This window comes from Pandoraea fibrosis (genome assembly GCF_000807775.2).
In the GTDB taxonomy this organism is placed as follows: Bacteria; Pseudomonadota; Gammaproteobacteria; order Burkholderiales; family Burkholderiaceae; genus Pandoraea; species Pandoraea fibrosis.
Genome location: NZ_CP047385.1, coordinates 426592 through 445714 on the forward strand (window position 1 = coordinate 426592; position 19123 = coordinate 445714).

General features: G+C 63.5%; 18 protein-coding genes. 2 read left to right on the forward strand and 16 right to left on the reverse strand.

All coding sequences use genetic code 11. The annotated features are described in order from the left end of the window. Positions 1-3: 3 nt before the first annotated feature. The 11 genes from PI93_RS01820 to PI93_RS01870 all read right to left on the reverse strand — a co-directional run bounded on the left by PI93_RS01820 (position 4) and on the right by PI93_RS01870 (position 11833). Positions 4-2004 carry a hypothetical protein gene (locus PI93_RS01820; protein WP_039373577.1) on the reverse strand — a complete coding sequence of 667 codons (2001 nt, stop codon included), beginning with the start codon at positions 2002-2004 and terminating at the stop codon, positions 4-6. Positions 2005-2362: 358 nt separating this feature from the next. Then, complete coding sequence (locus tag PI93_RS01825) at positions 2363-4444, reverse strand: hypothetical protein (protein WP_039373579.1); 2082 nt, start codon at positions 4442-4444, stop codon at positions 2363-2365. Between the two features lie 393 nt (positions 4445-4837). Next, complete coding sequence (locus PI93_RS01830; RefSeq protein ID WP_039373580.1) at positions 4838-5785, reverse strand: NAD(P)H-dependent flavin oxidoreductase; 948 nt, start codon at positions 5783-5785, stop codon at positions 4838-4840. 420 nt (positions 5786-6205) lie between these two features. Beyond that, the gene (locus tag PI93_RS01835; protein ID WP_039373582.1) at positions 6206-7129 is read right to left on the reverse strand and encodes an MBL fold metallo-hydrolase; all 924 of its coding nucleotides are present in this window, start codon (positions 7127-7129) and stop codon (positions 6206-6208) included. A 70-nt stretch (positions 7130-7199) separates the two neighbouring features. Continuing rightward, positions 7200-7631: a MaoC family dehydratase gene (locus tag PI93_RS01840; protein ID WP_080759354.1), complete on the reverse strand. Its 432-nt coding sequence runs from the start codon at positions 7629-7631 to the stop codon at positions 7200-7202. Between the two features lie 20 nt (positions 7632-7651). Then, positions 7652-7921, reverse strand: a complete 270-nt coding sequence (locus tag PI93_RS01845) for a DUF1289 domain-containing protein (protein ID WP_080759355.1) — start codon at positions 7919-7921, stop codon at positions 7652-7654. Positions 7922-7955: 34 nt separating this feature from the next. Further along, positions 7956-8393: a thioesterase family protein gene (locus tag PI93_RS01850; protein ID WP_039373585.1), complete on the reverse strand. Its 438-nt coding sequence runs from the start codon at positions 8391-8393 to the stop codon at positions 7956-7958. 72 nt (positions 8394-8465) lie between these two features. Next, positions 8466-8984 carry a YbaK/EbsC family protein gene (locus tag PI93_RS01855; RefSeq protein ID WP_039373587.1) on the reverse strand — a complete coding sequence of 173 codons (519 nt, stop codon included), beginning with the start codon at positions 8982-8984 and terminating at the stop codon, positions 8466-8468. 46 nt (positions 8985-9030) lie between these two features. Next, positions 9031-9966, reverse strand: a complete 936-nt coding sequence (locus tag PI93_RS01860) for a hydroxymethylglutaryl-CoA lyase (RefSeq protein ID WP_039373589.1) — start codon at positions 9964-9966, stop codon at positions 9031-9033. Between the two features lie 49 nt (positions 9967-10015). Then, positions 10016-10969, reverse strand: a complete 954-nt coding sequence (locus PI93_RS01865) for a 2-hydroxyacid dehydrogenase (protein WP_039373590.1) — start codon at positions 10967-10969, stop codon at positions 10016-10018. Between the two features lie 312 nt (positions 10970-11281). Beyond that, on the reverse strand, positions 11282-11833 hold the full coding sequence (locus PI93_RS01870) for a YaeQ family protein (RefSeq protein ID WP_039373591.1): 552 nt from the start codon (positions 11831-11833) through the stop codon (positions 11282-11284). Positions 11834-11981: 148 nt separating this feature from the next. On the opposite strand from PI93_RS01870, the gene PI93_RS01875 reads away from it, so the two are divergent. Then, positions 11982-12818, forward strand: a complete 837-nt coding sequence (locus tag PI93_RS01875) for an alpha/beta fold hydrolase (RefSeq protein WP_039373592.1) — start codon at positions 11982-11984, stop codon at positions 12816-12818. A gap of 82 nt (positions 12819-12900) precedes the next feature. Here the strand turns inward: PI93_RS01875 and PI93_RS01880 are convergent, their stop codons facing one another. From PI93_RS01880 to PI93_RS01890, 3 genes are all read right to left on the reverse strand, one after another. Continuing rightward, complete coding sequence (locus tag PI93_RS01880; RefSeq protein ID WP_039373593.1) at positions 12901-13284, reverse strand: helix-turn-helix domain-containing protein; 384 nt, start codon at positions 13282-13284, stop codon at positions 12901-12903. A gap of 579 nt (positions 13285-13863) precedes the next feature. Further along, positions 13864-14610 carry a helix-turn-helix domain-containing protein gene (locus PI93_RS24755; RefSeq protein WP_080759356.1) on the reverse strand — a complete coding sequence of 249 codons (747 nt, stop codon included), beginning with the start codon at positions 14608-14610 and terminating at the stop codon, positions 13864-13866. Positions 14611-14757: 147 nt separating this feature from the next. Continuing rightward, the gene (locus PI93_RS01890; RefSeq protein ID WP_039373594.1) at positions 14758-15663 is read right to left on the reverse strand and encodes a DMT family transporter; all 906 of its coding nucleotides are present in this window, start codon (positions 15661-15663) and stop codon (positions 14758-14760) included. A gap of 284 nt (positions 15664-15947) precedes the next feature. On the opposite strand from PI93_RS01890, the gene PI93_RS01895 reads away from it, so the two are divergent. Next, complete coding sequence (locus tag PI93_RS01895; RefSeq protein WP_039373596.1) at positions 15948-16322, forward strand: GGDEF domain-containing protein; 375 nt, start codon at positions 15948-15950, stop codon at positions 16320-16322. Between the two features lie 39 nt (positions 16323-16361). Here the strand turns inward: PI93_RS01895 and PI93_RS01900 are convergent, their stop codons facing one another. Both PI93_RS01900 and PI93_RS01905 read right to left on the reverse strand, forming a co-directional pair. Further along, on the reverse strand, positions 16362-16607 hold the full coding sequence (locus tag PI93_RS01900; protein ID WP_039373598.1) for a hypothetical protein: 246 nt from the start codon (positions 16605-16607) through the stop codon (positions 16362-16364). 1197 nt (positions 16608-17804) lie between these two features. Then, positions 17805-19019 carry a porin gene (locus PI93_RS01905; protein ID WP_080759359.1) on the reverse strand — a complete coding sequence of 405 codons (1215 nt, stop codon included), beginning with the start codon at positions 19017-19019 and terminating at the stop codon, positions 17805-17807. Positions 19020-19123: the final 104 nt, after the last annotated feature.

Consider the following 19123-nt stretch of genomic DNA (forward strand, 5'->3'; position numbering starts at 1 on the left):
GAGTCATGTGGGTGGGACAGCATCCGGCTTTGGCACCCCAAGACGTCTGCCGCTGGGCGAGGCGTCAGGGCGACTTAGCGGCTCGGGCCGCGAAAGGATGGCCCCCTCGCCGCCGAACAGGCTGCCAAGGCTGCCCGCGCTTCCCCGACTGCCGGTGCTGCCCAGGCTGGAAATGCTGCGCTGACGTGCCCCGAAAATGCGTGAACCGAACGGCCGGGTGACCGACACGGTGTACGGTTGACCGCTTTGGAGTCCGATGTCCGCAAAAGCCTCGTCCAGTGTACGGATGACGTCGAGTTCGTTGCCCGCGCGCGAGAACTCGATAGCCTTGGTGGTGCTCCACGGGTCCAGCAAAATCGTTTGCCCCTTGTTCATGTACACAAACCCCCCGAACGTTACGCCGCTGATGCCGTCACGACGATCGACGACCGGCGGTTGCGGTGTCGCGAGATCGAGAAGCGTGATGAAGTCATGCGCTTCGGTATAGAGCACGAGAACGTGCGGCGAGCGTTGATGCGGCGTGACAGTGATGATACGGAGCCGGTCCTCCGATATGCCCCGTTGCAGCAATTGATGAAAGAGAATCTCCGCGTTCTCGTGACAGAACGCTTCGGCGTAGTGGTTCCAGTAGTAATGCCGCGACGTGATCTCTGCGGCCTGACGTTGTTGTGTCACCAGCGGCGCATAGCGATCGATGTGTTTCATCGCTTTGCGCAACGCGGCGCGATGCGCCACGATCGAGTTGTCGCCGGAACCTCGTGTGTCACGGCGGTTGGTTCGCAGCAAGTGCATGTCTGCCAGTTCTCCCATACCGTGCAGAATCGCCATCTGCGCTCTCTCGTCATGCAGGTGACGGATGGCGGCTTCGATTTCCGAGTAGGTGCCGGCAATGCTGTCCGTCGATGGCTCTTTGCTGCCGCCGCAACCTCCCCCACACAAGCGCAACGGCGCGTGGGCCTGCCACTGCCCGGTCACGGAGTCGAAGGTGACGGGGACCTGGGCTTTATCGCGTCTTGGGGCGTGAATCAGCCAGTGGTCGTCGCTGCGACCGCGTGCGGCGCGGTAGTAGCCGGCGTCGCCGCCGATGTAGTGATTCCCGTTGATGAGTAACAGACGTGGGCGCTTGCCCGGGGGTAAAGCTTCGCCACTGAGCACCTGTTCGTAACCGCGCAGGTGTTCCGTCTCGCCCTCGATATACAGCGATGTGGCGGGCGCGGGATTTTTGGCCCGAACCGCATCGGGCGCAAGGAAGAAGTGCTCGGCCTCGATGGCCTCTCCATCTGGCGACGGTTTTCTTCGGGCCGCCATTTGCGCACGAGGTACCGGATGAAGCGGGCGATCCGAGGGGATGCCGGGGGCATGCGGCGCTTCGCCCCGCGCCGGGCGCGATGCGAGACGTCTCGCATGAGGTGCCGCATGAGGTGCCACGTGAGGATTCAGGCCGCGAGGGTCGGCGGATTGCACCAGACCCGCGAGTGTTTCGCCTTCCGGTGCTTTGCCCTCGAGGCTGTCTGCCAGCACGCCGGCCAACTCGCCGGGCAGTCGCAACAGTTGTACGTCGGGGAGGAAACCTGTCGCGAAGTCGATGACTTCGGCGCCCGCACGTATGCGCTCACGGGTCTGCTGCGTCATCTCATGCCCGCCAAGGACCTCATAGGCATCGCCCACGGATTCTCCCAGGTGACGAAACGGCTCGCGTGCCGCACTGACTGCGCGCAGCGCCTCGGGAAACGTGTAGTCCGATCTGATGACGGTGTGCTCCACAGGACGCACCGCAATGGCGGGGTCATGCAACGGTGCCGGGCTGGACGAAGGATTTGACAGGAGCTCAGCGGGACGGCCCCCGGGGTAGGGCAAGGCGTCAAGCGCGCCATCGGCGGTGTGCTGCCCCGGGCGGGCGGCGACAGTCGGCGTCGCGAGTTGAGAGATCAGCATGACCGCGAGCGCGGCGGACCAGACGGGTACGCGCTCCGGCGTTTCGGCATTAACAGCACGCGAGGTCATCGCGCGCAGCCCCACCGACGTAGGCGTACCTCGTGCCCCGAGAAACGACTGCGCGAAAGGCGCGTGCGACGCGGAAGACCGAGCGCGAAACGCGTGGAGACGCTCATGCGTCAGGCGCGTGCGATGTGCCGTGGGGGGAAGATCGTAACGAGGTGTCGTTCGGACAGCGCGTTGATTGGAAACCGATGACATGGCCACTCCTCTCCAGAAAGGGCTGCCGTCTTGCGCATCGCGAGCGACGCGGGCGTTACCGGCAGTCTGGGGAGGACGATGACATATTGCATTCGTCAGGCTTGCGCTTCGGCGGACCGAGTTATCGATTCCGTCGTCGCACGACGACGACGGAATTCGCACGATATCAGGTGGAGGGGACGGTATCACCGTTCGACGCCGAAGTGCCGCGTGACTCGGACTCGGGGCGGCTTAACGCCTCGGGATCCGAGGGCGGCGATTCTACGCCGTCGAACACTTTTCCGAGCCTTGCCGGGCTGCCGGAAGTGCTAAGGCTGGAGATGCTGTGCTGACGGTTTCCGAAGATGCGAGTGCCGAACGGCCGGGTAACCGATACGGTGAAGGGCTGTCCGCTTTGGTGCCCGACATCGGCAAGGGCGTTGTCCAGCATTCGCATGACATCGCGTTCGTCGCGCGCACGGGAGAATTCAAAGGCTTTGATACGACTCCATGGATCGAGCAGAAGCGTCGTTTTTTTGTTCATGTAGATGAAGCCACTGAACGTCACGCCGCTGATGCCGTCGCGATGATTGACGATGGGGGGCTGGGGCGTCGCGAGATCGAGCAATGTCGTGAGATCGTGCGTCTCGGTATAGAGGACGAGCACGTGCGGTGAGCGGCGCTGTGGAGTGATGGTAATGATGCGAATCCGGTCTTCCGGTACGCCGCCCTGCAACAATTGATGGAAGAGGATTTCCGCGTTCTCGTGACAAAAGGCCTCTGCGTAGTGGTTTCGGTCGTAATGCCTGTACGTGATTTCCGCGGCTTGCCGTTGCTGTGTCACCAGTGGCGCATAGCGATCGATATGTGCCATCGCTTTGCGCAACGCCGCCCGGTGGGCCATGATCGAGTTGTCGCCGGTACCTCTCGTGTCGGGGCGATTCGTGCGCAACAGATGCATATGGGCCAACGTCTCCATGCCGCGCAAAATCGCCAACTGCATTTTCTCGTCGTAAAGGTGGCCGACCGCCGCTTTGATTTCCACGTATCGCTCGTCGATGCTATCTGACGGCAGTCCGTTGCTCAGAATCTCCTCGTGGAGGCGGCCGACCGGCGCTTCGATTTCCGCATGTCGCTCGTCGATACTATCCGTCGGCAACGCTTTGCTCTGGCTGCAACCGCCTCCGCATAAGCGCAAGGGGGCGTGCGCCTGCCACTGCCCGCTTGCCGCATCGAATGTCACGGGAACCTGTGCCTTGTCGCGCCTCGGTGCGTCGATCAGCCAATGGTCGTCGCTGCCCCCGCGTGTCGCGCGGTAGTAGCCGGCTTCGCCACCGATGTAGCGCTCGCCATTCATCACCAGCAGACGCGGTCGCTCGCCGTCGGGCAATGGGTCCGCAGGGAACTCTTGCTCGTAACCGGACAAGTGTTCGGCCTCGCCTGCGATATACAGCGGCGCTGCGAACGCGGGGTGGTCGTCATGTGTCGACTCGGGAGCAAGGTCAACGGGGTCGGCGGCAATATGCTCTGCTCCATTGGTCGCCTCTCTGGCAGTGTCAGCTTTATGTTCGCTGGGCGGATGTCGTCGAGCCGCCATTCTTGCGCGAGGCACCGGATGAAATCTCCGGCTTAGGGAGACGATCGGCTCGATGGGCAATTCGTCTCCCATCGAGGGCGGCACTTTGGGGCGCGCGTGTGACGCCATGGATAAGCCGAAGGTGCGTGGGTCTGCGCCTTGCACCAGTCCGGACAGCACGTCACCGGTCGGCAACTTGCCATCGAGGCTGTCCACGACCACGCCGGCGAGTTCGCCGGGCAGTCTCACGAGTTGAACTTCGGGGATGAACCCCGTTGCGATATCGACGAGTTCGCCGCTTATCGTCATGCCTTGACGCAGCCCCGGTGCCACGTCGTGTCCGCCAAGGATCTCGATGGCGTCGCCGACCGATTCGCCCAGACGGCGAAAGGGCTCGCGCGCCGAACTGACCGAGCGCAGTACATCGGGAAACGTGTAGTCGGACTTGAATGCCGGGTGCTCCATGCGCTGCACAAGAATGGTGGCGCCGCTGTCGGTCGCATGATTCGACGCAGGGTGGGGGAGATGGCCCTCGACCGGTGGCTCGGTATCGCGCGGTGGGCTGGCGACAGAGCGATCCGGGAGCGCTGCGGTGGCAGGCGTCGCAAGATGGGAGATCAACATCACGGCAAGGGCCGCACGCCAGATGGCGGTGGGTTCTCGCGAGGCATTGTCGCCACTGCGAGCGGTCATTTCACGCAGGCCTACGGATGCCCGTGTGCATCGTGCCTCGACAAACGTGGCGACAAAATATTCGCGCGTCGACGGTGAACGGCGGCAACGTGCTGACTCGAGACGCCCCGATGTCGACTGACGAGGACGACGCGCCGCAGTCGGAAGGTCGTACTGCGGCGTCGGTCGGATAGCGCGTTGATGAGAAATCGATGACATGGCAACTCCTCTCCTGAAAGGGCTGCCGTAGTGCGCGTCGTGAGCGACGTGTACGCTACCGGCAGTCCGGGAGTGACGATGGCATATCGGGCAGCCGCCGGGCTTGCGCTTCGGTGGGACGCCTTATCGATTTCGGGGTGCCGGGGCGTGGGTCAGGCGCCCGCGGCCATTCGTTTGGGGCAGCCGATGGGGCGCTCAGCCGGCGAGGCGCCGGCGGGTGTCGTCGTACTCCTGCTTCAGACGCGCGATGATCTCGGCCGCCGGGCGAACGTCGTCCATCAGCCCCACGCCCTGACCGGCGCCCCAGATGTCCTTCCACGCCTTTGCCTTGGCGAAATTCATGGCGGTCTTGTCCGCGGTGGGCAGGTCGTCCGGATCGAGGCCGGCGTTCAGAATGCTCTGGCGGATGTAGTTGCCAGACACACCGGTAAACAGGTTCGTATAGATGATGTCGTTGGCACTCGCGTCGACGATGGCCTGCTTGTAGGTGTCGCTCGCATTCGCTTCCGTCGAGGCGATGAAGCGCGTGCCGATGTAGGCCAGATCGGCACCCATCGCCTGAGCGGCGAGGATCGAGCCACCGTTGGCGATCGATCCCGAGAGCACGAGGGGGCCGTCGAAAATCTTGCGCACTTCGCCGACCAGCGCGAATGGCGAGAGCGTGCCCGCATGTCCGCCTGCGCCGGCGGCAACGAGGATCAGTCCGTCCACGCCGGCCTCGAGCGCCTTGTTCGCGTGACGCAGATTGATCACGTCATGCAGCACGATGCCGCCGTAGCTGTGCACCGCGTCGAGCACTTCCTTGGGCGGCGCGCGCAGGCTGGTGATGAAGATCGGCACGCGATGCTCCACACACACGCGCACGTCATGCTCGAGCCGCTGATTCGACTGATGCACGATCTGGTTGACGGCAAGCGGGCCGACAACCGCCTCCGGATTCGCTGCCTTGTACGACGCGAGTTCCTCGGTGATGCGGGAGAGCCAGTCTTCGAGAATCTGCGGCTCGCGCGCGTTGAGCGCCGGGAACGAGCCGACGATACCGGCCTTGCACTGCGCAAGTACCAGTTCCGGATAGCTCACGATGAACATCGGCGAGGCCACAACGGGCAGCGCCAGGTTTTGCAGAATCTTGGGAAGTGCCATGAAGTCTCCTTGAGCAGGACGTTCGACGGTCGGCGAGCATTGCGTCGGCGCGCAATTTGCGGAGATCCAGTTTCGCGAACGATCGTTCGATTATAGGGGGATTCGCCCGTGGCCCGGTGAGCGGGCACTCGAAGAAATCTTCGGTTCCGACGGGACGCATCGGGCCGCCGATATTGCTTTGTCCGCGTTGTCGTCCCACGCCACGGTCCCGCTTTTGCCTCGTATCAGGGAAAGTCCCCTTGGGGCGAAGCGGGTGTGGCGCCTAGGATGAAATCGCGTGCCAGGCGGCCTCAGCATCACGATGTCGCAGGACGGGCGCAGCGTTAGCGACCGCAGCGTTCGTCCGGCACGTCACGTCCTCAAACGCCGCTTGCCCTTGCTGGCAAGTGGCGTTGTTTTTTTGGGGCTGGGCCAAGTCGCTCATACGGCGTACAGCATATCCGTCTCGCGGTCATGGCGCAGCGCGCCGGCCTTCACCAATTCCGCAACGAGCGTGTCGAGCAGATCGGGCCAGCCCGACGGCGGCGCGAGCATCGCGGCGGCATTGCGCCACACATGTGCGGTGTCGAAGGTGGCCTTGAGCGCCGCAGCGGCCATCGCCGTCTCGGCCATCAGACGAAAGACGATCAGCACCTTGAGCGCATTGCGTGCGTTGCGGGCGGGATCGCTTTGCAGGTAATCGAGGCGGGAGCGTGCAGCAACCAGCGCAGCGTCGATATCGTCGAACGGCTTGCCATGCCCGGGAATCACCAGCGAGACATCGAGTTGCGCGATGAGCTCGAGCACGGCGGCTTGCTCGGCGAAACCCGACTCGCCGCCAAGTTCCGGGAAGATTACGCCGAAGCCGCGTTCCCACAGGGCATCGCCCGAAATGAGGATGCCGTCGGTGGCGTCGTAGAGCATCAGCGCATGCGGGTCGTGCCCCGGTGCGCCGAGCACCAGCCACTCGTGCTCGCCGAGCGTCATGGCGTCGCCGGGCGAGAGCGTGTCGTCGAAGGTGAAGCGCGCGCATTGCTGCCCCGTCGCCTCGAACGACAGGCGTCGCTCGTCCCAGTGGCGGACCGGATCGGCTTCGGCGGCCGGCACCCATGTGCGGCATCCATAGCGGGTCTGGAGCGCGGCGTTGCCGCCGCAGTGATCGGAGTGCAGATGCGTATTGACGAGCCGAGCGAGCGGCTGTCCGTCGGGCAGCGCGTGCGCGACGAGCGCCAGCGTCTGTTCCGAGTGCGAGACGTAGCCGCTGTCGACCAGCGTGGGCGCGTCGCCAAGGAACAGCACATTGTTCGATGAGAGCCAGCCGCGCTCGAACACGCGCAGCCCGGACGGGAGGGCAAGCGAGGTCATGGGCGTGTCTCGTGAACGGCGATCCGGGGGATGTCGGGTGACACGGCGGGGGGCGGGAGGGCGCGGCGCATCAGGCCGGTTTGGCGCATACGAGAATCTTTGCCGTGGCGGCAATCACCGTCTCGCCGCGCTGATTGACGGCCTCCCCGTCGAGCGACACGATGTCGCCCGCGAGTTTTTCTTTCCAGAGACTGTCGGTGACTGTCCAGCGCACGGTGATGTCGTCGCCCGCGTGCACCGCGCGGCGCAGCTTCATGTCGAATTCGAGGCCGAGGGGTTGCGCCGTCTTCGAGTAATGCGTGGCGAGCAGTGCAGCCAGATAGGACATCTGTTGCGTGCCGGACGAAATCAATCCGCCGAAACGCGGATCGGCCGCCGCGTAGTCGGCGTCGAGATGCAGCGGGTTGAAGTCATGCGCGAGCGTGGAGAACTCGCGGATCGAGTCGGGCGAGAAGTGATGGGTGGCGGAGAACGTTTCGCCAACTTCAACGATTTTTCCCATATGCGGTGACGAAAGGGGGTTCATGTGTTGTTCGCGCCAGCATCGCCGGCCCCGCCGGCGCCGCCGGTGCCGCTCGCGACGACACGACGATGCTGCACCGGCGGTTCCTCGTGCTCGACGCGCCGTGCGGGCAGCAACGACCAGATGCGGCGCTTGTCGTCGTCGTCCATGGTCGACCAGGCGGCGATTTCGCTGAGGGTGCGCCAGCAGCCCGAGCACCAGCCCGTCGCCGGGTTCATGCGACAGATGTTGGTGCAGGGCGACGGGACGGGGGAGGCGAGTGTGGTCATGACAGCCAGTAGGCGGCGCAGGGCGGCGCGAAGTTCAGACGGCGAGGCCGAGCTTGGCGGCTTTCTCGCGCAGCTTGCCGTGGAAACGTTCCTGATCGACGATGACGCGCTCGTGGGTTCCGGCGCTCACTTTGTCCAGACCGTCCCAGGCTTCGACTTCGAAGCGAAGGGTGCGGCCTGTGACATCCACGAGCTTGCCCCGAATGCGCAGCGTGTCGCCTGCCGGCGTGGCCGCCAGATGCGAGAACGAGACGAGGGTGCCGAGCGATTGCTCGCGCGGCCAGTCGAGATACGGGCGAATCGCCTGGAGGCAGGCGCATTCGAGAATGCCCGCGAGATAGCCGGTGGCGAGCACGGCCGGCATGTCGCGGCATAGTTCGACATCGTCGTACAGTTCGGGGACCACGGCCTTTTTCGGCACGCGATAAGTCCACTCGAATGTCAGGCCCGGCACAAGTTCGGGGCTCGGCATCGCACGTCTCCTTGATGTTGTTCCTGGGTGCGACGCTCGACCTGAGCGTCGCAGATCCGCCCGCGCGAGCGCTCAGCTTCGCAGCGCCACATCGACGACGGGCGCGCCCGTCATCGCCACGAGTTGCTGCGGCGTGAGGTTGAACACGGCGTGCGGGTGGCCGGCGGCGGCCCACAGGCTGGCGAGCTTGAGCAGGTCTTCATCGATCAGCGTGACCGGCGAGACGACATGTCCGATCGGGCTCACGCCCCCGATCGAATAGCCCGTCTTTTCCTTGACGAAGCGCGCATCGGCGCGCGCCAGTTCGCCGACTTGCGCTGCGACCTTCTTCTCGTCGACACGATTGACGCCGCTTGCAATGACCAGCACCGGTGTGTCGTCCGATGCACGGCGGAAGATGATCGACTTGGCGATCTGCGCGACTTCGCAGCCCAATCCGGCGGCAGCTTCGGCAGACGTCTTGCCCGTGGCCGGCAGCAGCACGATCGGCTGATCGTGGCCCATGCCGGCGAGCAGGCGCGCCACATGACGCGCGCCTTCGGGGAGATCCTGCGCGTTCGCAGGTTCGGGAGTGTGGGGTGTCTCGCTCATGGTCAGGTCAATGTCGATGATCTCGATTCACAGGAAGGGGCGCCGGTCAGGCACCGGCAGCCGCGGTGTCTTTGAGCTTCGCGAGCATGGCGCGTCCCACGCGTGAAGCGTTCGGACGACCGATGGCTTGCGAAATGAAGTCGCCGGTGTGCACCACGGCGTCGAGATCGATACCCGTCTCGATGCCCAGTCCGTGCAGCAGATACAGCACGTCTTCCGTCGCCACATTGCCGGTGGCGCCCTTGGCGTAAGGACAGCCGCCGAGACCGGCGACCGACGAGTGGAAAATCGTGATGCCCGAGAGCAATGCGGCGTAGATGTTGGCGGTTGCCTGTCCGTAGGTGTCGTGGAAGTGACCGGACAGGCGCTCGATCGGGAACACCTTCGCGCAAGCTTCCATGACTTCGCGCGTGCGTGACGGCGTGCCTACGCCGATGGTGTCGGCGATATCGATCTCGTCGCAACCGAGCGCAGCGAGACGTTGCACCACATCGACCACACTCGCGACCGGCACTTCGCCCTGATACGGGCAGCCGAGTGCGCACGAAATGCTGCCGCGCAGACGCAGCTTCGCGTCTTTGGCTGCACGCGCCACGGGTTCGAAGCGCGCAATGCTTTCCTCGATGGAGCAGTTGATATTGCGCTGGGAGAACGCTTCGCTCGCGGCGCCGAAGATCACGACTTCATCCGCCCTGGCCGCCACGGCGCCCTCGAAGCCTCGCATGTTCGGCGTGAGCACCGAGTAGATCGTACCGGGACGACGCGTGATGCCGGCCATCACCTCGGCGCCGTCGGCCATCTGCGGCACCCACTTGGGCGAGACGAACGACGCTGTCTCGACGTTGGCGAAACCGGCGGCCGACAGACGGTCGACCAGCGCGATCTTGATGTCGGTCGGTACCGGCTGCTTCTCGTTCTGCAGGCCGTCGCGCGGGCCGACTTCGACCACTTTCACGCGTTGCGGCAGTTGGGACGTCACCATGAGTTGTCTCCTCGTTGCGGTGCGGGCAGGGGATCTCGAGCGCGGCGGTTCAGTAGCCGCGCGTCAGATCGACGATGCCGGTAATGGCTTCGCCACGCTCGAGGGCGGCGATCTTGCCTGCGATCTGCGCAACTGTTTCGTCGCGCAAGGTCAGGGCCGAAATATGGGGCGTGACCGTGATACGCGGTTCGCGCCAGAACGGATGGTCGGCGGGCAGCGGCTCCGTGCGGAAGACGTCGAGCGTGGCGCCCGCGATCTGCGCACTTTCCAGCGCGGCCAGCAGGTCGGCCTCGACCAGATGGGCGCCACGCGCCACGTTGATCAGGAATGCCCCCTGCGCCAGTTTTGCAAACAGGCTGGCGTTGAGAACGTCGACCGTTTCCGGCGTGAGCGGCAACAGATTGACGAGAATGCGAGCACCGGACACGCAGGCATCGAAGCCGGCACTGCCGTGATACAGCTCGACGCCGTCGCCATGCGCGCCTTCGCTGCGTTGGCTGCGGCTCCACGCGCGCACCGGAAAGCCGAACGTCTTCAGCGTCTTGGCGACGTGTGCGCCGAGCGTGCCATAGCCGAGCACCGTGACGGGAAAGTCCGCGAGCCGGTTCGGCTTCTGAAATTTCCATTGCGCCTGAGCTTGCTGGTCGTGGAAGACGTCGAGACGACGGAAGTAACGCAACGCGGCGGCGCTCACGTACTGCGCCATCTGATCGGCCATGCCGGCGTCTTCCAGACGTACCAGCGGCACACCTGCCGGCAGACGCTGGGCGCCTTCACCACGCGTGCCGAGCACGCCGTCGACGCCGGCCCCCATGTTGAAGATCGCCTTCAGACGCTCGCGTGGTTGCAGCACTTCCGCATTCGGCTTCCAGAGCACCAGATAGTCGGCGGCGGCGCTGTCGCCGGGTTGCCAACTGCGGATGCTGGCCTGCGGCAAATGCTCGGCGAGTCCGGTTTCGTAAGGGGCGGTCTTGCCGTCTGGCGAAAAGATCAGGATGTCCATGAGGTGCGGGGCAAACGCATATAGGAATGAGGCACGGCGACAGGGGCAGCGAGCTGACGACACACGTACACACACCGAAGCGAGCCGGCATGCGCATCTGGCGCGCTGCGCCTGCCGGTCCGGCGAGCGCGGATGGCGCGGTCGCAGTGACTCGATTGACGTTAACGTCAAGTGTAACGCAGCTTGTGGTGTGCCGCGTATTGGGGCGAGGCCGGAGGGGATGGCCGGCAAAGCGGCTGGGACAGAGGGGAAGCGGGGCGGGCGGAGCGGCGGGGAAATCCGCTCCGGGCCGAAGGCTCGGCCGGAAACCGGTCAGTCGTCGGCTGCGGCGCGCAACGTGACGAGATTCACCGGCAGATTGTGGTTGTCGTCGGCGATCCAGACTTCACCGTCCTGAATCGTGCATTGCAGACGCATCGTGCGCGAGGCCAGCGCCGTCAGCGCTTCGGCCGAGGCTTCGTCAAGCATGCGCACCGTGAGGTTCGACAGGCGGGTGATCTGCGTTTCGGTCGCTTGCCACCAGATGGCGGCAGGCTTGCCGCCGTAGGCCAGTACATCGACATGCTCGGCGCGGCCCGCGGCCTTGACGAGGCGGCGAGCGTCAGGTTGCCCGACGTCGATCCACCGGACGATATCGCCCCCAAAGTCGTGTTCCCACAGGTCGGGCTCGTCGGCCGTCGAGATGCCCTTGCCGAACGAGAGGCGCTCACCGGCGTACAACATGAAGGCGAGCAGACGCACCATCATGCGTTCGTCGGTTTCCGACGGATGCCGGGCCAGCGTCAGGCTATGGGAGGCGTAGTAGTGGCGGTCGAGGTCGGTGATTTGCACCTCGGCCTTGTAGATAGTGGCTTTGAGTGCCATGCCGGGAAACCGCAGGAATGAAGAAAGTCGCAAGCATACACCAGCGCCCGATGCCCGCTCGTTTGCCCTGCACGGCGCAGGCGGCGCGCCGCAGCAAGGGGGCAGCAAGCTCGGTATACTGGCGGCCCGTCTTACCTGATGTGTCCCCATGCCGGTTCCTGCACCGCAAACGATCGACGTCAACGGCTATCCGATGGCGTATGTCGAATCCCCCGCACCTGCCGACGCCGTCGGTGCGCCGCTCGTGCTGGTTCACGGCTCGCTTTGCGACTGTCGCTACTTCAAGCCGAACATGGCGCCGCTGGGACAACGCCGGCGGGTCATCTCGGTGAGCCTGCGCCACTATTGGCCGGAAGCCTGGAATGGCCGCGACGGCACTTTCTCGGGCGAACAGCACGCCGAAGATCTGGCCGCGTTCATCACGGCGCTCGATGTCGGCCCCGTTCATGTGCTCGGCCATTCGCGCGGCGGCTATGTCGCGCTGCGCACGGCACTGTTGGCGCCGGACACCGTGCGCTCGCTGATCCTGGCCGACCCGGGCGTGGAAATCAGCGGTGGCCCGATTCAGGTGCCGCTCGATAGTGAGCGAGGCAATTTCCGTCAAACCGCGCTTGCCGCCATCGAGGCCGGCGATATCGACGGCGGTCTGGCGATCTTCATCGACACGGTGAGCGGGCCGGACACCTGGCGACGCATGGTGCCCTGGTTCAAGCAGATGGTTCGTGACAACGCACTCACGTTGATCGGCCAGGTGGCCGAGCCGCGCACGCCGTTGCCGATCGATGCGCTGGGTGCCTTGCATGCACCGGTCTTGCTGATGGGCGGCGCGCAGAGCCCCGCGCCCTATCCGGATGTGCTGAATGCGCTCGCGCACGCCATGCCGGAAGCCCGCCGCATGGTGATTCAGGACGCGTCGCATGGCATGAATCTCGCCAATCCGATCGCGTTTCACCTCGCGGTGGACGCCTTCCTGGGCAACGACTAACGTCCGGAAACGCTGGACGCCTGACCTGCGGTGTCGCCCGACACCTGACGCGAGCCCGTCGTCTCGACTTCGCGTTTCCTTCTTATTCGTCGCGCAACACGCCGTGACCCAGACGCAAGCTCAGCGTGCGGACCAGATCGGCCATCCATGCCTGATCGCGGTCCGACAGTTTCTGCATCGCCCGATTGAGCGACGGATACGGATCGCACGGGGTTGCCGCACTCGGGCCGGCATCCGACGCCATGCCGTTCGAAGCATCGAATGCGAGCAACTCGTGCGGCGGCAACCCTAGCGTGTCCGCCAGAATGCAGATGTTGCGCAGCGAAATATTGCGCTTGCCTCGCTCGACACCGCTCAGGTAAGAACGTGCCAATCCGCTCTCCAGCGCCAGCTTGTCTTGTGCCCAGTTGTATTTCTTGCGCAAGCCGGCAAGGTGTCTGCCGAATCGAAATAAGTTGGTGTCCATAAGAATGTTTTCCTTGTTAGGGACGAGAAGATTGAAACAAAAATCCGGTATTGAGGGCGGTGCCTCGGGTATCCCCCGTTTGCGAGGCACGAACTAGCGGGTCCGCAATACGGATTTTTTGCGATCTTTCGGAGAAGGCACAAAATGCGCGAGCTTTCCGAGGGTCGTGACGGCGCCAATCTGCGTACCGCTGCGAAGGCATTGCGATACCGCATGTCGCACTCCCGTCAACCGGAGCCGCGCAGTGTGACACCGGACATGCGAAACCAAGCCACGGGGCGATTCTGAAAGGTTCCGCTTTGGGATGTCACTCGATGTCGACGGGACGAGTCCCGTGCGGCGTCGATGCGCATGGGGGTGCGGCGGGTATCAACCCGCTGTCATGCCCGTAGTGACTGGCGTACACGCATTCGGCTCCAAGCCGTGGGGCGTTGTTGGGTGCCACGCCGGACGCCTGCCGGGGTGATCGATTTCACCAGGGGTCTTGGTAACTTTTACTGAACGAACAATCGCGCAATGCCGCCGGAATCTCCGGGCGACTTTGCGCAATGTCCTAAGAATCAAATGCCCGGCGATGGCTCACGCTTCGTCGTCGTTGGGGAAACGCCGGGAGTCTTCGCGCGCGATGGCATCGGATCGGTGCGTCGTGGCCGGGTCGGGGGAGGGGGGCGCGTCATCGGACGAGGTATGCGCCGGTTCGCGAATATGCATGCGGGTATCGGCGGGCCTGTCTGCGTCGTCGTCGACACGGTAGACCGTTTCCATCGATGCGGCGAATTGAGCAGATGCGGGAACGTTACCGAGTGGGGGGCGTGGCACGCGGGCGTCGTTCGCGCGCTCGGCATCGACAGCGTCAGGGAAAGCGTCGGGGTCTTCGTCGTCCTCTTTCTCGATTCGGTCGTTGTGCCCGGCACGCGAAACGGCGGAGGTCTGCGTCACGGCGTGAGTGCTCCCCGGTGGGGCAGCGTGACTCAGACGGGAACTAAGACTTCGGATGATTTCGGCGAGCCAGACCTGATCGCGATTTTCGAGCCGACACAGCGAGCGGCTGATTTGCGGTAGCGGCGTGCGATCGGACGGCGCGCTGGTGTCTTGCGCGCCGGGCGCCGCCTGAGCGAAGCGCAGCATCTCAGACGTTGGCACACCGAGCGTATCGGCCAGGACGCAGATGTTGACGAGAGCGACATTGCGTCTGCCGCGTTCGATGCCGCTGACATACGAGCGTGCCAGACCGCTCTCGAGAGCAAGTTTCTCCTGCGACCAGCCGCGCGCCTTTCGCAGGCGGGCCAGATGGTCTCCGAACAGCGCGAGTGGATTTGTTTGCATGGCGGAACTCCGTTGACGAGTCACACAGCGTAATCAATCCCCCCGTGTCCTGCGACGTTATATCGCTCTCCTTCCCATGCGTTACAGCCGGGCCTCTATAAAGAGTCGGTGACGCTAATAGCGCAAAATTTATCGGACGATTCCCAATTATTCGGACAGTGCAGGCACGGGTGCACGTGCTTTGCGGATCGGCAAATGCCAGTTTTCACCCAGTGCGACGCCGGCCAGAATCAGCGCACCCCCCACCAGGTGATAGCTCGCGAGATGCTCGCCGAGACCGACCGCCGCGATCAATGCAGTGAAGATCGGTACGAGGTTGATGACGGCGGTGGCGCGTCGTGGGCCGATCCGTGCAACACCGATCATCCAGATGAACGGCGCGGCGACCGATACCGGAAGGGTGGCGAAGGCCAACTGAGGCAGGTTGTCCATCGACACGCCCGCCTTCTGGGAGAACAGATAGAACGGCAGCAAGACGACCACCGCGCACATGATCTGCGCGTACAGCGATGGCAGCGGCGCGAGCGGCAGTTGCCACTTGCGCAGCAGCACGCAATAGACCGCGTAGGCGAGCATGGCCCCGAACATCATGGCGTCGCCGATGCCAATCCCTTGATCCGCGAGATGCAACAGGGAGCCGTGTCCGACCACCAGCAGCACGCCGAAGATCGACAGCAGGCCACCCGCGAGCGCACCGGCGGTGAGCGCATCGCCCAGCATGATGACGGCCAGCGTGAGCGTGGTAAGGGGCAACAACGCCAGAATGATCCCCATGTTGGTGGCACTCGTGTAGTGCGCTGCCGAGTAGGCGAGCCCCTGATAAATCGCCATGCCGAGCACCCCTAACGTTGCGTACTGCGGCAGATGCGGCAGGAACACCCGGCGGACGCGCCACAGCGCAGGCAACGCAAATGGCGTAAGAATCAACCCGGCGGCAAACCAGCGCAGGAACGCAATCTCGGCGGGGAAAATGTGGCCGACGGCCAACTTGCTGACGATCACGTTGGCAGACCAGATCAGTACGGCAGTCAGCGGCAGGATGAAATTGAACATGGTTCTGGAATGGGGGGCACGGCGCGCGGCCGGCAAAGCACAAAACGGTACGGGAATCTGGGCGTGGGGCCGGGTGACACCGCGATGGCGCGGCTCGCATGAGGCGGACACGATGGAGCGAATTGTCCGCCCGAAAGCGGCGAGTGGCATAGCGAATTTAAGACAAACGATAAGGCGTTTCAGACGCGACGTCGAGACTGGGCTTTGGCGGGGAACGCTGGAAGATGTCGGCTGGTTGGACCGGTTTGACCCATAACGCTTTGCCGGCATGCGTGGCAGGTAGAATGGCGCCATTCCGGGTTCGAGACGTCAATCGCGTATGCGAGACGCTGGTGAACACCGGTGGTGTGGCAGGTCAGGGTCTGATGTACCGCCTGCTTGCCGATCTGCGGGCGCGGGTCGCACAGGCCGAGGCGCAGATGCAGACGGCGCAGTCCCTCTCGTTGGCCGAGTGCACGGTGAGCATCGGGCTGGTGCCATTTTCCTCGACCTTCGATACCCCGCAATCGTGGCTTCAGCACGCCGATCGCGCGCTGTATCGCGCGAAACGCGAGGGACGCGACGGCATGGTCGTGCTCGACGCAGAAGGGGTGGTGAAGTCGGCGCGCGAGGGCGAAACGGGTGCAGATGCTGAGACCGCTGGCGCCGGCCTCATCTGAGGCAGCGCAGGCATCCGCGCTGCCGATACCTCGCGCTGATCAGCGTGCGCAGAGGCGAGTCAATGCGCCGCGAAGGGCGGCGGGCAATGCGGCAGCGAAGCCAAACGGACGCGCCAGCGTTGCCAGCCCTTCGCCGTTGAGCACGCGAGCGCCTTCCAGATGCGTAGACAGCACGCAGAAATCTTCGCGTTTCATCCCCACGCGCTGGCACGCCTTATCGAGTTGTTTCAAATCGTTCGGGTGCAGCGTGATCGTCAGGGTGATGCGCTCAGGGTCGGTGTTCATGACTGTCAATTTTCTCTTTTTTAAGCATGGGGCATGTCGCGTGGATGGTGCGCATGCCAAGCGCCCACGCGATAACGCAGGCGAGCGTGATCCGACTGCGAGCCGTCGGCCGCGCTGATGAATGCGGCGAACACGGCAAACACGTCTGACGAACGGAAAGACGCCATCGTGGCGGCCAAAACCATTCCGACGATGCCTGCGATGCGTGATCGGGGCGTCGGGTTGTCTAGTGCAACGCGTGGGCAATACGAGGCTGTGGGCGCGCAATCCGCCGCCTGACGTGCGGGCGGCGGTACGGCTCTGACGCGTGAGAGCGATGCCTCGTAACAGCAGGGAGGGATGACTCTCCATCCGGCCATGACACAAGTGCCGGAATACAGCATGAGTACTGCGGACTGCAACTGCGGGTCGTGCTTGAATTCACTGCGAAAACTGCGGTTGCCAGACATCGGCAACGGGTGATGCTGTTGATGCGAGACCTTCTGTACTGCAGGACTGCGGGTGGTGCGTGTACAGCGATGCAGACCTGAAACTTCCGATACTGCGACTTGCTGAACGGCTACTGCGGAAAAAACGGAACTACCAGTACTGCGGGATTTCGACTGCTACTGCTACTGCTACTGCTACTGCTACTGCTACTGCTACTGCTACTGCTACTGCTACTGCTACTGCTACTGCTACTGCTACTGCTACTGCTACTGCCGGACGACGCAGCGTTACGCGGCGTCCTTGAACTGAATGCGTGAGCAGGGCGTACTGCGATGGCGGCGGCGGAATCGCAACACACGCTCAACGTGCGTGGCGGCTGCGGCGCGTTCTGCGCGGCGATGCAACTGCATCACACGCGCCGCCGAGACTGCTACGGCGACGACTGCAAACATCAACCAACCGACGAAGACCACAACACTTCTCCCTGATGACGGCAGCCTTTGAAAAACCGGAGCGCGTCGAATTCGAAGGGAAATCCAGAAAGCGTGGTTACCACCGGTTGCGACTGCATTGAACTTCAATGAAGACGAATTCTAAATAGATTCCCGAATAGGGTAAACCCTTAAAATTGTAAATAGTGTATTTTTTTAGACGAATGAGTCCAAGTTTTCCAAACGAACGTCTGAACTTTAAGTCACTTGATTCATTGGAAAAATCGACCCAAACCCGCATGTTTCAACGGGTTCGGGCCGATATCGAAGCGATGGATCAGAAGCTGTGCTTCAAGCCCATGCCGACCAGCAACTGCGTTCGCGCGCCGGCGTCCAGACCGGCCGAGCCGACCGATGCGCTGGCTTCCACGACGCGGCCGTTATCCAGCGTCTTGCCGACCGCCTGTTGGTAGCCGCCGATCACATACGTCGACGTGCGCTTGGACAGCGCATACGTTACGCCGGCGTTGAACTGGTTGTAGTGCGCGCCGACCTGGCGTCCGCCACGCAGACGCGTATAGCTGTAGCCGATACCCGTGTTGATGGCTGGCGTCAGTGCGTAGGTGGCGAAGGCATTCACCGTGTCGAATTTCGCGGTACCGGTGAAATCCGACAGCCCGTCGCTCGCATACTGCGCAGTCGAGAACGACATGCCCAGAATTGCCGGGCCGACAGCGTACTTGCCGCCTACACGCGCAATACGGACTTTGCTTGCCGTGCGGAAGCCTCGGTTGATCGGCGAGCTGAACAGCGAGCCGGCGCTGCTGGTCCATTCGCGATAGCCAAAGTCTTTTTTCGTGTAATCGGTCACTTCACGGCTGCCGCCGTCGGCGAAGAAGAAGCCCGCGCCGAGCGACACCGGGCCGTTGTTGTAGGCACCTGCGAAGCCATAGGTGCGTCCGGCGCCTTCCTTGCCCGCGACGTTGCCCGTCGCGTACATGCCTTCGAATTGCAGGCCACCGAAGTTCGGCGTGGCGTAGCGGATCGAATTGTTGATGCGCGCGCCGTTGTCGTAATTGTCGACGTCGCCGGGCGTGGCGAAAAAGCCGCCGAAGATGCCGTCGGCCGTTGTGCCCTGCACGAGGTTGACGACCGGATCGTACTGTCGGCCGATGGTGACTTCACCCCATTGAGCGCTTCTCAGACCGACGATGGCCTTGCGCCCGAACGCGCGGCCGCCGTTGCCCATCTCGCCGTTGACGGCGTTGAACCCGCTCTCCAGTTGGAACAGCGCGGACAGCCCCTGACCCAGCGGTTCCGTGCCGCGCAGCCCCCAGCGGCTGCCGGAGAGTATGTTGCTCGTGATCATCGAGCGCGATTGCGGACCATTCTCGGTGGCGGTGTGATTGGCGTGGACGAACCCCGAATCGATCGTGCCGTAGAGCGTGACATTGCTTTGTGCACTGACGCTGGCGGGCAGCGAGAGCATTGTGAGAGTGGCGGCCAGTGCGAGGGCGCGCAGACCGGTGTGCGTGTGAGGGTATGGAGTCATGGTGTCGAGCGCCTTGGCGCGCGTGGTTGAAATCGACACCGAGAATATTTCCGAACACCCATTCGGATTCCTTATGAAAATTCCGAATGAATGAAACCCCGCAT